The 12,566-nt window shown below is 45.0% G+C and carries 12 protein-coding genes and 1 tRNA gene; 7 read left to right on the top strand and 6 right to left on the bottom strand.

The features are described from left to right. Positions 1-116: 116 nt before the first annotated feature. Positions 117-542: a hypothetical protein gene (locus V7Q33_RS07265; RefSeq protein WP_331975124.1), complete on the bottom strand. Its 426-nt coding sequence runs from the start codon at positions 540-542 to the stop codon at positions 117-119. 706 nt (positions 543-1,248) lie between these two features. Continuing rightward, positions 1,249-1,320, bottom strand: a tRNA-Glu gene (locus V7Q33_RS07260). Between the two features lie 199 nt (positions 1,321-1,519). On the opposite strand from V7Q33_RS07260, the gene gap reads away from it, so the two are divergent. The 5 genes from gap to V7Q33_RS07235 all read left to right on the top strand — a co-directional run bounded on the left by gap (position 1,520) and on the right by V7Q33_RS07235 (position 6,859). Next, positions 1,520-2,518: a type I glyceraldehyde-3-phosphate dehydrogenase gene (gene gap / locus V7Q33_RS07255; RefSeq protein WP_331975122.1), complete on the top strand. Its 999-nt coding sequence runs from the start codon at positions 1,520-1,522 to the stop codon at positions 2,516-2,518. Between the two features lie 186 nt (positions 2,519-2,704). After that, positions 2,705-3,886, top strand: coding sequence for a DnaJ domain-containing protein (locus V7Q33_RS07250; RefSeq protein WP_333819400.1), 1,182 nt, complete (start codon positions 2,705-2,707; stop codon positions 3,884-3,886). Between the two features lie 109 nt (positions 3,887-3,995). After that, entirely contained in the window at positions 3,996-4,433 is a 438-nt protein-coding gene (locus tag V7Q33_RS07245; RefSeq protein WP_331975118.1) for a hypothetical protein, read from the top strand. A gap of 114 nt (positions 4,434-4,547) precedes the next feature. Then, positions 4,548-6,377 carry a sensor histidine kinase gene (locus tag V7Q33_RS07240; RefSeq protein WP_333819398.1) on the top strand — a complete coding sequence of 610 codons (1,830 nt, stop codon included), beginning with the start codon at positions 4,548-4,550 and terminating at the stop codon, positions 6,375-6,377. Then, a complete protein-coding gene (locus V7Q33_RS07235) occupies positions 6,374-6,859 on the top strand; it encodes a nuclear transport factor 2 family protein (RefSeq protein ID WP_333819396.1) in 486 nt (161 codons plus the stop codon). Before V7Q33_RS07240 ends, V7Q33_RS07235 begins: the two co-directional genes overlap by 4 nt. 73 nt (positions 6,860-6,932) lie before the next feature. Here the strand turns inward: V7Q33_RS07235 and V7Q33_RS07230 are convergent, their stop codons facing one another. Further along, positions 6,933-7,274 carry a hypothetical protein gene (locus V7Q33_RS07230; RefSeq protein WP_331975112.1) on the bottom strand — a complete coding sequence of 114 codons (342 nt, stop codon included), beginning with the start codon at positions 7,272-7,274 and terminating at the stop codon, positions 6,933-6,935. Between the two features lie 26 nt (positions 7,275-7,300). Between V7Q33_RS07230 and V7Q33_RS07225 the strand changes: the two genes are divergently transcribed. Further along, the gene (locus V7Q33_RS07225; RefSeq protein ID WP_333819395.1) at positions 7,301-8,485 is read left to right on the top strand and encodes an aspartate aminotransferase family protein; all 1,185 of its coding nucleotides are present in this window, start codon (positions 7,301-7,303) and stop codon (positions 8,483-8,485) included. 9 nt (positions 8,486-8,494) lie between these two features. Continuing rightward, positions 8,495-9,622, top strand: coding sequence for an AI-2E family transporter (locus tag V7Q33_RS07220; RefSeq protein WP_333819393.1), 1,128 nt, complete (start codon positions 8,495-8,497; stop codon positions 9,620-9,622). Here the strand turns inward: V7Q33_RS07220 and hslV are convergent. The 3 genes from hslV to V7Q33_RS07205 all read right to left on the bottom strand — a co-directional run bounded on the left by hslV (position 9,606) and on the right by V7Q33_RS07205 (position 12,547). Further along, positions 9,606-10,142: an ATP-dependent protease subunit HslV gene (gene hslV / locus V7Q33_RS07215; protein ID WP_331978205.1), complete on the bottom strand. Its 537-nt coding sequence runs from the start codon at positions 10,140-10,142 to the stop codon at positions 9,606-9,608. The two genes, V7Q33_RS07220 and hslV, sit on opposite strands and share 17 nt — an antisense overlap. Before the next feature lie 18 nt (positions 10,143-10,160). Further along, positions 10,161-10,814, bottom strand: a complete 654-nt coding sequence (locus tag V7Q33_RS07210) for a hypothetical protein (protein WP_333819392.1) — start codon at positions 10,812-10,814, stop codon at positions 10,161-10,163. Between the two features lie 98 nt (positions 10,815-10,912). Further along, positions 10,913-12,547 (bottom strand): pyruvate dehydrogenase complex dihydrolipoamide acetyltransferase, encoded by a 1,635-nt coding sequence (locus V7Q33_RS07205; protein ID WP_333819391.1) that lies wholly within the window; start codon positions 12,545-12,547, stop codon positions 10,913-10,915. Positions 12,548-12,566: the final 19 nt, after the last annotated feature.

Raw genomic sequence — 12,566 nt, 5'->3', positions numbered from 1 at the left:
TACGATCAGATCTTCCATGGTAATAGAATTTAGTGAATACTTTAATGAACATTTTGTTCGCCCATAAGACGGACGCTATTCACAAAAGACGCAAAACCATGAAGACGGTGAATTGATCAATGAGACAAGACGGCCTGCGAGGCAGCTTCCGGTATATGACTTAACCACGCTCTGCCGCTTTGTTCATCTGTAAAATACTGCCGCTCTATTTTTTTAACATCTTCGCTGCTGTGCACGTGTTCCATGGAAATTTTGCCAAAAATATTTTCCGGAACAATAAACGCGATGCGGTTGATACCCGCAGCTCTTATTTTGGCATACCATGTATTTCGCAGGTATTCTTCAAACGCGAAGGGATAGATCTTCATCTCCTGCATGTTGATAAGACACGCATCAGCTTTGTAGAACACAATCATAGAATACCCATACTCCGCTATATCAACCAGATTTTCATACGGTATATAGCCTTTACAACAAATGCTTACCAGGTTTTGATCTTGCTCATGCACCACAGTGCCATACTCCTCGATAAAATTTTTCATATTTTTTTAATTTCTCCCTGCGCTCACTCACAGTAAGTGTAAAATGGACTAATCAAAATTACAACAAAAAAACGTTTAAAGGCACGTGCATAGGTGTTCTATAGAAATTTATCGGTGAACAATAGTTACCAGAAGATATACCTTTTAAAAAAGCCCTATTCTTGAGGAAGAACGATAATGATATTTACCACACTATGAGGTATTCTTGGTAAGTGTATTACTGACATTTATAGTGCACTGTTTCCACATCCCAAAGAATCTGTTGTCGGTGATACCGTAGTGGTGATTGACATATCATGGCCATTACCTGAAAATATAGAATGGAGTGTTTTGAAAAAACAAGTGCGGCAGGAAGGTGATAAGCGATATCAACTGCATTTAATCTCCAACCCTTAAGCCCGGTATATATATAATCAAACTTGATTATGAGAAAGGCGTAAGATATACCCGTTTTATAGTGGACTAATCCTGGAGGGTGGCGTGGGTTTGTGAATCTCTCCATCATAAAATAAAAACCTAAGTTTTAAAAGTCGTCTCTCCCGGCACGCCACACCTGGCACTGCATCTGATGTGACGATGCAGGTATATATATCAAGGTTTATGCTATAAAACAACGGTATGGCTACGTACACATATATCTATATCAGAATTCTGTACAGGCTAAAAACAAAAAAGCAACTACCAATCAGTAGTTGCTTTCATTTCGTAGTCCGTACGGGAATCGAACCCGTGTTACCAGAATGAAAATCTGGTGTCCTAACCCCTAGACGAACGGACCGTCTATTTGTGTTTTAGTGTCTTTGAGTGTGCTCCCTTTTTGCTATTCCCTTCAAAAAGGTGTGCAAAGATAGAGCTGCTATTTGGATTTGCAAATCGGTGCTCAAAAAAATTTTTCAAACACAATTTTATTTCATTGGTTTTAGTCCCCGGGGTACTTTATTTTTGGCTTCCGAAATTTTAACCAAAAAAATACAACAATGACTAAAGTAGGTATTAACGGTTTCGGCCGTATCGGTCGCCTGGCTTTCAGAGCTGCTATCAATCGCAAAGATATTGAGATCGTAGGGATTAATGACTTGGTGGATCCTGAATACATGGCTTATATGCTGAAGTATGATTCTACCCATGGAAAATTTGAAGGAACGGTAGAGGTAAAGGATGGAAGCCTTGTCGTGAATGGAAAGAAGATTCGCGTAACCGCTGAGAAAGATCCTGCAAACCTGAAGTGGTCTGAAGTAGGCGCTGAAATCGTGATTGAATCTACTGGTCTGTTCCTTACACAAGCCGATGGCCAAAAGCACATCGCTGCCGGAGCGAAAAAAGTTGTATTCTCTGCTCCTGCAAAAGACGACACCCCTACTTTCGTAATGGGTGTTAACCACAAGAAACTTACTGCACAGCATACAATCGTTTCCAATGCATCTTGTACAACAAACTGCCTTGCTCCTCTTGCAAAAGTTCTGAACGACAAATTTGGAATCGTAGAAGGTCTGATGAGCACTGTGCATGCTGTTACCGCTACACAGAAAACGGTTGATAGCCCTTCCATGAAGGATTGGAGAGGTGGCCGCGGTGCTTACCAGAATATCATCCCTTCTTCTACAGGTGCTGCCAAAGCCGTAGCATTGGTTATTCCTGAACTGAAAGGTAAACTTACCGGTATGTCATTCCGCGTGCCGGTAGCTGACGTCTCGGTGGTAGATCTTACTGTAAGACTGGCGAAAGCAGCATCTTACGAGCAGATCAAAGCTGCGATGAAAGAAGCTTCTGAAGGCGAACTGAAAGGCATCCTCGGCTATACAGAAGACGATGTAGTATCGCAGGATTTCCTGGGTGATGCCCGCACGTCTATCTTCGATGCGAAAGCAGGTATCGCACTGAATGATAACTTCGTGAAAGTAGTATCATGGTACGATAACGAATGGGGTTACTCTAACAAGCTGATCGACCTGGTATCTGAACTGGCAAAAGTATAAATTAACTATACCGTTTTTTTACAAAACCCGGAGAACGTAAATTCTCCGGGTTTTTCTTTTTATAGCATTTATAGCGGTAAGAGAAGCGGTTGGCACTCTTTTATAGTATAGGAAGCTAAATTTTACCGGGCTTTAAGAAGAAAAAGCCCTGCAAAAACGTTTATACAGTAGCATAAACTTTGGGCTATGGAAGATTATTACCGGATACTCGGCATCAATCCTTCAGCAAATTCCACAGATATACGGGCAGCGTATAAAAAAATGGCCATGCTGTACCATCCGGATCGCAATGCTGGCGAGCCGGCCGCAGAAGAAATGTTTAAAAAAATAAACGAAGCTTATCACGTTCTCTCCGATCCTCTCAAAAAATCACGCTACGACCTCCACCTCAATCCTGATCCGCCGGTAGAAACCATATATACCCAGCAATACGAATTTAACCGGCGCAGGTATTGGCAATGGCAATATGCCCATCAGAAACGCTATAAGATTGATAAAGAATATTTCAAAATTCAGGCACTGGCTTTTCTGGTGTTTATCGTAATAGCAGGCTTCTGCTTTGCCGTTATACATACCACCTATTATTTTGTTGAGCAGAAACGACTTGCGCAGTGGCGGGCAAACAGCCAGGCATTGAACCAGGTAAATGCCCTGTTCGGTACCGGTAAGTTTGACGAAGCATTTGCCATGGTGCTTACGCTACAGGAGAAAGATCCGCTGGAACTGCGCTTCATTTATGCACACGATAGCCTTATTACAACTTTACAAAATTCTGCTGATCTCGAATTTAAAGAACAGCAGTTTGCTGCAGCGGTATCGCATTATATAGTATTAAAAAAACACGAAGAACCCGTACGGTTTGAGACGCTGGAAAAGATAGCACTGTGCCAGTATTACCTGGGTAATTTTCAGGAAGCTGTTACCGCGCTTAAGCACCTTCATAACCAGCAGCCCGAAAATCTCCAGCTCATCTATCGCATCAGCGTTATCAACCTCGACAAGCTCGATCAGCCGGAAGAAGCGCTGCAGTACCTGAACCTTGGCAAAAAACTTTTTAAAGAGAACCTTACAGAGATATATGGCGAGGCCTTCATGATTGTGATGGACCCTGCGGATGCTCCGGATATTTACTACGATATATTTGAGGCCCGCGCCCGTGCAAACCTCATTCTGAAACACTTTGACGATGTAAAAAACGACTGTAACTGGGCCATGTACCTGCGACCCGAAAAAGCAATGCCCTATAAATTGCGGGCACAGGCACAAATCAGCGGACGAACTTTTGAAAATGTATGTGCCGACTTGCGAAAGGCAAAAGAACGAGGCGCAACGGACTCTGAAATACTCATTCGCAAGTATTGCCCGTAAGCAAAACCATAAATTATCTGTACTTTTACATACCGTTAACTGTTTCTGCGGTATGTTATAGAATCACAAGCAACCCAAATAACAGTTAATACATTAAAAGCCCTGTATCATGAACAAACAACTGGATCGCGAACATCTCTTATCCGTTAAGAACAGTTATTTTAATATTCTTGCCTTGTTCCTCGGACAATCCAAGATTGATAGCCGATTTCTCCGGTGTTTACTGAAGTGGGGATTCCAGCTGCACCTGAGTCCCGAAGATCTTGCGAAGGCAAATGTAGATCTTACGCATTTGCAATTTGCCGATCCGGCCGATAAGATTTCCAAGCTCGAATCGATCTATCATCTCGTATATATGATTTACCTGGATGCCGTAGTAGAAGATGTAGAGCTGGAAGTAGCCACTATATATGCCGAACAGCTCGGCTTCCGTCCATCGATCGTGAGTGATCTTTTCAAATCTATAGCGACCGAAGCATACGATGAAGGAGAAACCCGTGATGTGCGCCAGGAGGTAATGGATTTTCTGAAGCTGCACGAAGCGTAAGCTGCTTCATCTGCACTATATATATTTCCGTTCATTTTAAAATTCATATTTCCTTAACACGGTTTATAATCCGAACCGTTAAGGCTGCGTTAGCTTTGTGCCCTTGAACTAGCAATGTTCTGGAATATTAATACCATCGGAAAGCGTTTATTCCTTTCCTTCAGCATCCTGGCGGTAAACGTCATTATCATCTCGGTCCTCTCCTACCATTTTATTTCCCGCACGCGAAATATTTATGAGCTTACCAAGCGCATTGAAGACGAGCGCATTCAAATTGAACGCCTGCTCAAGCTCGATCTCGACTTTCTTCGCTTCGAAATCATTAACCAGGATTTTTACCGCACCAATCAGAGTGCTGTATTACTGCAGCGCGATAGCCTGAACAATATCATTCTGCAAGAGGCTGCCTTACTCAACACGATCATGTTCGACTACAACCTGGGGGTGCAAAAGAATTTCGACTCCATCAATCAAACACTGCAAACCTATAACACTACGTTCGCGCGTATCAAGGAGAAAATAATATACCGTGGTTTTAAAGATTATGGCATGGAAGGGCGCATGCGTAAATTTGCGCACGAACTGGAGAAACATACTACCGAGGTAAGCATCGTAGATATACTCACCCTGCGCCGACATGAAAAGGATTACTTTCTGCGAAAAGAAAAAGTATACAAGCGCAGATTCAATTCATTGGCTGATTCGCTCATTACACGCCTCGGTTCTGAAAACAGTTTTGTAGTACACCTGCTGCGATCGTATAAAGAAAATTTTAATCAGCTGGCAACATTGGACGAAGAGATCGGACTTATACCTACACAAGGATTGATGGGCGATCTGAATAATCGCACCAACCAGCTCTCAGCACAATTAACATCGTTGGTAGACCTGTCAGACGAGCGTGCCAATGCTATCATCCGGCAAAGTCTTTTTACCTATATCATCATTGGCGTAAGTGCTATCATCGTTTCGTTTATACTTACTTACGTGACGGCACTGCGACTCACGCGACCTATCAAAAAACTGTCGCACTCCATCGGCAAGTTCATGGTAACGCAGGGACTGAATGAAGATGAACTGAAAGACGCGGGGGTAACCAACGAGATCAGCAATCTCTCGAACGCCTATGTAAAGCTTACCCGGAAACTGAAAACACAGTTTGATGAGATTCAGAAAAAATCGCAGCTTCTTGAAAAGCGAAATGCAGAGTTACAGAAGCTCAATGAAGAGCTTGACCGCTTCATCTATAGCTCTGCGCACGATCTCAAATCACCGCTTGCCTCCATGGCCGGGCTTGTGCATCTGGCCAAGCGTGAAATGAACGTAGCGGAGCATAACCATTACTTCGAGCGCATGCAGAACAGCATCGAAAAAATGGAAGGCTTTATCCGCGACATTACCGACTATGCCAAGAACAAGCGGCAGCAGATCAAGACTGAAAAGATAAACCTGCAAACGGTATTCAACGATATATTTCAGAGCTTCCAGTTTATGCCTCAGGCAGAGCGCATCACCACGACCATACACATTGGCAGCGGAGAATTTTACACGGACAAAACACGGCTTGAGATTATCCTTAAAAACCTTATCTCCAATGCTATACGGTATGCCGATCTGGATAAAGAAAAGCCCTCCCTCCTCGTGGAGGTCATCCACGAGCGTAACGTCACGATTATAAAAGTAGAAGACAACGGTATTGGTATTGCCGATGAGCATATCTATAAAATATTCGATATGTTTTATCGCGCCAGCGACTATGCCAAAGGTTCGGGCATTGGCTTGTTCCTGGTGCGTGAGTCCGTAAAAATGCTGCGGGGTACTATCGCCGTGGAATCAGAATTGAATAAGGGCACTACGTTTATCTTAACTTTGCCTACCTTGAATCAGGTAAACGTGAATCAATTACCTGAATCTGAACCCATTAAATTCCTGACAGCATCATGAAATCTTTTTTTGTATTGCTATTGCTCACCTGCCTGTCGGCCGGGGCACACGCACAGTCTGTTACCGTAATCAATGAGCTTAACCACTTTATAGATGCGTGGCACAAGGCTGCGGCCGATGCCAACGAGAAGCTTTTCTTCGGGTGTATAGCTGACAACGGTATCTATATTGGCACAGATGCAACGGAGCGTTGGACGAAGCCGGAGTTCCTGGCGTACGCTAAACCTTATTTCGATAAAGGAAAAGCCTGGACGTTTACACCCCATAATCGAGACTTTCATGTAACATCTGAAGGTAATTTTGCATGGTTCTCAGAACTTTTAACAACACGCATGGGCACATGCCGTGGCTCCGGTATACTTCGTAAAACTGCTGATGGATGGAAAATAGAACAATATCACCTGTCGGTAACAGTTCCCAATGAAGCAATGAAGGATTTTATAGCATTGATGGATAGTTACCAGCACGAACGGGGTAAATGACACTTGAGCCTTGTACGTATAAAGCTAACATTGCCAATCCCTTACGGTTAAGTCACAAATGTATGGTTTCACATTACTTTCGGTTGAAATCAGGGGCCTGTTTTTCCGAATTTTGAAGTGTAAAAACCCCACAGCCATGCCATACATGAAGAACCTTGATTTTAGAGATGTAAGCAATGCCCGGGTAGGTTCCCGGCTTAAGCAAGTACTTGTGTTGATAGGTGCTATCCTGATCGGTATGATCATCTCCATTACAGTGAATGCAGCGTAGCAGGCTCCCTATTAAGTAGTTAACGATTTTTAATATCCATTTTTTAAACGCAAGATTAAACCAATTTTTTTTAAGGTTAAATTTAGTTTCAGCAAAACCCCGGCTATCGGGGTTTTTGTTTTTTATATCAGTACCTGCCTCCATCGCCATCGTTGGTTTATCTTTACAACATGGAGTTCAGCCAGGATATATTTCTTAACAATATTGCCCAGACAACCGATTCTCCTTACCTGCTCACTATCGATCGGGCTGAGGGAATCTATTTATACAGTCCTGATGGCAAGCGCTATACAGACCTCATTTCGGGTATTGGCGTAAGTAATATTGGCCATCGCCATCCCAAAGTAGTGGATGCCATTAAAAAGCAGATCGATAAGCACCTGCATGTAATGGTCTATGGCGAATTTATCCAATCAACTCCCAACCTCCTCGCACAGAAGATCACTTCGCTCCTGCCCAAAAATCTGAATTGCTGCTACTTCGTGAACTCCGGCACGGAAGCCAATGAAGGTGCATTGAAATTAGCCAAGCGCTATACGGGGCGCACCGAGATTGTATCCTTCCGCAAATCATACCATGGCAGTACGCATGGCTCGATGAGCGTATCAGGCAATGAGATCAAGAAGCAGGCATTCCGGCCTTTGCTTCCGGATGTGCGCTTCATCGAATTCAATGTTATGAAAGACATCGAACAGATCACCACATCCACGGCATGCGTGATCGTAGAAACGGTTCAGGGTGATGCCGGTGTTCGCATTCCATCGCAAGCCTATATGAAAGCCCTGCGTGCGAAGTGCAACGAGACGGGAGCTTTACTTATACTCGATGAAATTCAATGTGGCATGGGCCGCACGGGTACGCTCTTTGCATTCGAGCAGTTCGGCATCGTGCCGGATATACTTACTACAGCAAAAGCATTTGGAGGCGGATTACCCATCGGGGCTTTTATCAGCGACCGAAAGATTATGCGGTCGCTTACACATGATCCTATGCTGGGGCACATTACTACGTTTGGTGGTAATCCGGTTTGTTGTGCTTCAGCACTGGCTACTTTGGAAGTAATAGAAGAAGAAAAATTACTCGAACAGGTAGAAGCAAAAGGAAAGCTCTTCGAACGATTATTGAAACACCCACAGATAAAAGAAGTAAGAAGGATCGGCCTGATGTTCGCGATCGATTTTGATTCTGCCGAGCGGGTAAACAAAATTGTAGAGCAGGCCAAGCAACGAGGCATCATCACCTACTGGTTCTTGTCACATCCCTATAGTTTTCGTATAGCACCCCCGCTTACTATTACCGAAGAACAAATCAAAGAATCATGTGCCTCCATTTTGCTGGCTATCGATAATGCTTAATTTCGTTGCATGCCTGATCATCCGTCAAAACCATTCGACCGGCTCGACTATACCTACAAGCTGCTCGTTATTATTGCGCTCTCTGTAACAGCCATTGTGCTTGCGCAGGATATCATTATACCTTTTGCATTTGCCGGTATACTTTCGGTTGTTATGCTGCCGGTAATCAAAAGGCTGGAAGACCGCGGCGTAGGCACAGCGCTATCCATTACTCTGGTGCTCTTTACCACGGTTGTGGTGCTTGCACTTTTTATCTGGCTTATTGTGAACCAGGTGGTAGGCCTCGTAGATGACCTTCCAAACCTGCAGGTAAAATTCGAATCCTTCATCGACCAGATGAGTCGTACGCTGAAAAGAGATTTTGGCATCAGCAAAGCGGAGCAGAAAAACCTGGTGGGCGAAATCATGCGCAGCATCAGCACGTACCTGGGCGGTATACTTCTGTCAACCACCAACATCATTTCTACACTGGTACAAATACCGATCTATATATTTCTTTTCCTGATATACCGCGACAAGTTTCGCCTGTTCTTCTTAAGTATGCTCAAAAGCGAAGAGCTGATCTGGAAGAAAGATGTAGAGCGCGTTATTCAAGGCTATATATCCGGTTTGTTCCTGGTTACGCTCATCATTGCAGCGCTCAACACCATCGGGTTGTTGGCATTAGGCATCGAGCACGCTATATTCTTCGGTATACTTTCCGGTGTACTCACCATCATTCCCTACGTAGGTATCATCATCGGGGCTACTTTCCCGATCGTGATGGCACTCATCACCAAAGAAAGCATCTGGTATGCCGTGGGAGTAGTTACTGTGTTCGCCACAGTACAGTTCTTCGAAGGTAATTTTATAACCCCGCGCATCACCGGTTCAAAAGTCAGCATCAATGCATTGGCTGCTATCATTGCATTACTCATTGGCGGCAAGCTGCTCGGCATAGCCGGTATGATCCTGGCCGTGCCGGGTATAGGATTGATGAAAATCCTGCTGGCGCATACGCATCGCCTCAAGTCGTTTGTGATCCTGCTTGAAGATGATTCTTCCGGCGGAAAAAAAGTACCCGAGACTACAGCCGATATAGTGGTTCAGGAAATTGAGCGTGAAGGAGATGAAGAACCTCCTACAGTTTCTCAATAACCAGGTTGTGGTTGGTATAGATACAGATGTCGGCCGCTATCGTGAGACTTTCGCGTACAATCTCCTCGGCAGTCAAATGCGGGGCATGACGTTTCAGTGCGAGTGCAGCGGATTGTGCATACATCGCTCCTGAACCAATAGCAGCGACTTGATTATCGGGTTCCAGCACATCGCCTGTGCCGGAGAGCACCAGTAATTCATCTTTGTTTACCGTGATCAGCATCGCTTCAAGTCTGCGAAGGAAACGATCCATACGCCAGTCTTTTGCCAATTCTATAGCAGCACGTTTCATGTTGCCACCATAGCCATTCAGTTTTTCTTCGAAGCGCTCAATCAGTGTAAAAGCATCGGCTGTTGAACCTGCAAAACCGGCAAGCACTTTTCCATCCTGTAATTTTCTGATCTTGCGCACATTACTTTTGGCAACATAATTGCCCATCGTTGCCTGACCATCGCCACCAATGGCAACCTGTCCGTTGTGTATAACTCCTATAATGGTTGTTGCGTGAATTTTTTCCATGATTTTGTTTAGTTGTTTTTATTCTACCTGCCTGCGCAGAAATCCGCTCAAACCAAGCCCAACACTGAAGCCGTTGTAGCCATTTCCTTCTGCACTATAATGTTGATATACGATTGAAAGATCGATCGCTACCTTCTTATTACCATCAATAAAAAAAGAATACCCTGGCCCTACCGAAAAACCATTCAATGATACATTCGATCTCTGCTCCGTATGCGTTCGGGAGGGTTGTGTCGGCAAATCGGGCAAGTTGCCGGTCCCTGTTGCATAGGTATCCGCTACATTTTCCTGTTTCGTTCCTCCCCAGAAATAACCTCCCTGTACAAACAGTTTTGCTACCGGGTAATAGCGAACATACGGGCCAAGCGCATAAGCGCGCGAGCGCGTAGTCTCACGGTTAGCATAAACGTTTTGACTGGTTAATAACAACACCGTGCTCGACTCGTCTTTGGCGTACAGGTAGTTGAACTCCACACCTGCCACACACCGGTTGAACACGAAGACGCCTATACTTGGTGTTAACGTCATGCTTTTGTCGCTGCTATTATTGGAGCCGGTATATTTACTATAGCTGTATGCTCCTGTGCCGTTCGTGAAAATGGTCCACTTGTTAAACTGTGCAGCACAACAAAGGGGCAGTGCCACGAAGGCCGCGAGCATAACGTTTCGCATACATTGATTGGGTTAGAGGTTTTTTAATGTATAGGATTTAGGATATAAAAAAATGTCCTGCATTTCTACAGGACATTCAATCTATACCTTTTTATTTATCAGATCAAGATTCTGATCGGGTCTTCCAGCAAGCCTTTCAGCGTTTTGAGGAAGGCCGATCCTACCGCTCCGTCTACCGCGCGGTGATCGCATGACATTGTAACTTTCATCACATTGCCTGGAACCAGTTGTCCGTTCTTTACAACAGCAGTTTCCTTGATACCCCCTACTGCCAGAATACATGCATCGGGAGGATTGATGATGGCTGTAAATTCTTCTATACCAAACATGCCGAGGTTGGAAATAGTAAAAGTGCTGCCTTCCCAATCCGCAGGCTGCAGTTTTTTATCGTGTGCTTTCTGCGCCAGGTCTTTTACTTCCACGGCTATATGCGACAGTGATTTATTATCAGCAAAGCGAATTACCGGTACCAGCAATCCGTCTTTCACCGCTACGGCTACACCGATGTTGATGTGCGCATTCCTGCGGATCTTATCACCAAGCCAGCTCACATTCACATCCGGGTGTTGACGCAGTGCAGCGGCGGTAGCTTTTATCACAATATCATTGAACGATATCTTTACCGGGCTCATCTCGTTGATGCTCTTGCGTGCTTCAACCGCTTTGTCCATGTTGATCTCCATGGTGAGGTAGAAGTGCGGCGCGCTGAATTTGCTTTCGGCCAAACGCTTCGCAATGGTTTTGCGCATCTGCGATACAGGTACATCTTCAAAGCTCACCTGACCTACCACCTGTGGCAATACGATCGGTGCAGCAGCTTTACCTTCTTTACCTGCAGCGGGTTGTGTAGCAGCCGGTGCCGGTTTGTAGTTCTCAACATCATGCTTGGTTACACGGCCGTTCTCACCGGAGCCTTGTATTTTGCTGATGTCGTATCCTTTATCTTTTGCTAATTTCTTTGCCAGTGGCGATGCTTTGATGCGGCCGTTGGTGCTATGATCAGCCGATACCTCTGCAGGAGCAGATGTAGTGGCTGCTGCTGTTGGTTCTGCAGGCTTGGCAGCTTCCGCAGCGGGTGCACCGGCACCGACCTCAGCAGCTTTCAACAGCGTTTGATAGTCAGCACCCTTCTCACCAATGATGGCGAGTACACCATTTACCGGAACCGCTTTACCGGCTTCAGCACCTATATATAACAGCGTACCCGTGTTGTATGATTCATACTCCATGGTAGCCTTATCGGTTTCGATCTCAGCCAGGAGTTCGCCTGACTTCACACTATCGCCTACTTTTTTATGCCAGGCAGCAATCACACCATCAGTCATGGTATCGCTCATCTTCGGCATACGTACGATCTCTGCTTTAATGTTGGATGTATCAATAGCAGGTGCTGCACTGGCCGCAGGAGCCGCGGTGGCAGCTTTCGGGGCTTCTGTTTTGCCACCGGTAGCGGCAGCATTGCTTGCGCCGGCCAGCAGGGCAGAGTAATCTTCACCTTTGCTTCCCACGATTGCGAGAACATCATCTACTTTTACTGCCTGACCTTCTTTTACTCCCAGGTAAAGAACAGTACCGGTGTTGAAGGACTCATAGTCCATTGTAGCCTTGTCAGTTTCAATTTCAGCCATTAACTCACCTGACTTCACGGTATCGCCCACCTTCTTATGCCACTTGGCCACCACGCCTTCGGTCATGGTATCGCTCATTTTGGGCATGCGTATGATTTCTGCCATTGTCGATTGTAGATTTTAT

It is taken from the genome of Ohtaekwangia sp., from assembly GCF_036786105.1.
Lineage (GTDB): Bacteria > Bacteroidota > Bacteroidia > Cytophagales > Cyclobacteriaceae > Ohtaekwangia.
This window is presented reverse-complemented; position numbering and strand designations above follow the sequence as displayed.

Excerpts from the sequence above, each read along its gene's own strand:
- V7Q33_RS07265 (WP_331975124.1), bottom strand. The coding sequence starts at position 542 with ATGAAAAATTTTATCGAGGAGTATGGCACTGTGGTGCATGAGCAAGAT.
- gap (WP_331975122.1), top strand. The coding sequence starts at position 1,520 with ATGACTAAAGTAGGTATTAACGGTTTCGGCCGTATCGGTCGCCTGGCT.
- V7Q33_RS07250 (WP_333819400.1), top strand. The coding sequence starts at position 2,705 with ATGGAAGATTATTACCGGATACTCGGCATCAATCCTTCAGCAAATTCC.
- V7Q33_RS07245 (WP_331975118.1), top strand. The coding sequence starts at position 3,996 with ATGAACAAACAACTGGATCGCGAACATCTCTTATCCGTTAAGAACAGT.
- V7Q33_RS07240 (WP_333819398.1), top strand. The coding sequence starts at position 4,548 with ATGTTCTGGAATATTAATACCATCGGAAAGCGTTTATTCCTTTCCTTC.
- V7Q33_RS07235 (WP_333819396.1), top strand. The coding sequence starts at position 6,374 with ATGAAATCTTTTTTTGTATTGCTATTGCTCACCTGCCTGTCGGCCGGG.
- V7Q33_RS07230 (WP_331975112.1), bottom strand. The coding sequence starts at position 7,274 with ATGGAGGCAGGTACTGATATAAAAAACAAAAACCCCGATAGCCGGGGT.
- V7Q33_RS07225 (WP_333819395.1), top strand. The coding sequence starts at position 7,301 with ATGGAGTTCAGCCAGGATATATTTCTTAACAATATTGCCCAGACAACC.
- V7Q33_RS07220 (WP_333819393.1), top strand. The coding sequence starts at position 8,495 with ATGCCTGATCATCCGTCAAAACCATTCGACCGGCTCGACTATACCTAC.
- hslV (WP_331978205.1), bottom strand. The coding sequence starts at position 10,142 with ATGGAAAAAATTCACGCAACAACCATTATAGGAGTTATACACAACGGA.
- V7Q33_RS07210 (WP_333819392.1), bottom strand. The coding sequence starts at position 10,814 with ATGCGAAACGTTATGCTCGCGGCCTTCGTGGCACTGCCCCTTTGTTGT.
- V7Q33_RS07205 (WP_333819391.1), bottom strand. The coding sequence starts at position 12,547 with ATGGCAGAAATCATACGCATGCCCAAAATGAGCGATACCATGACCGAA.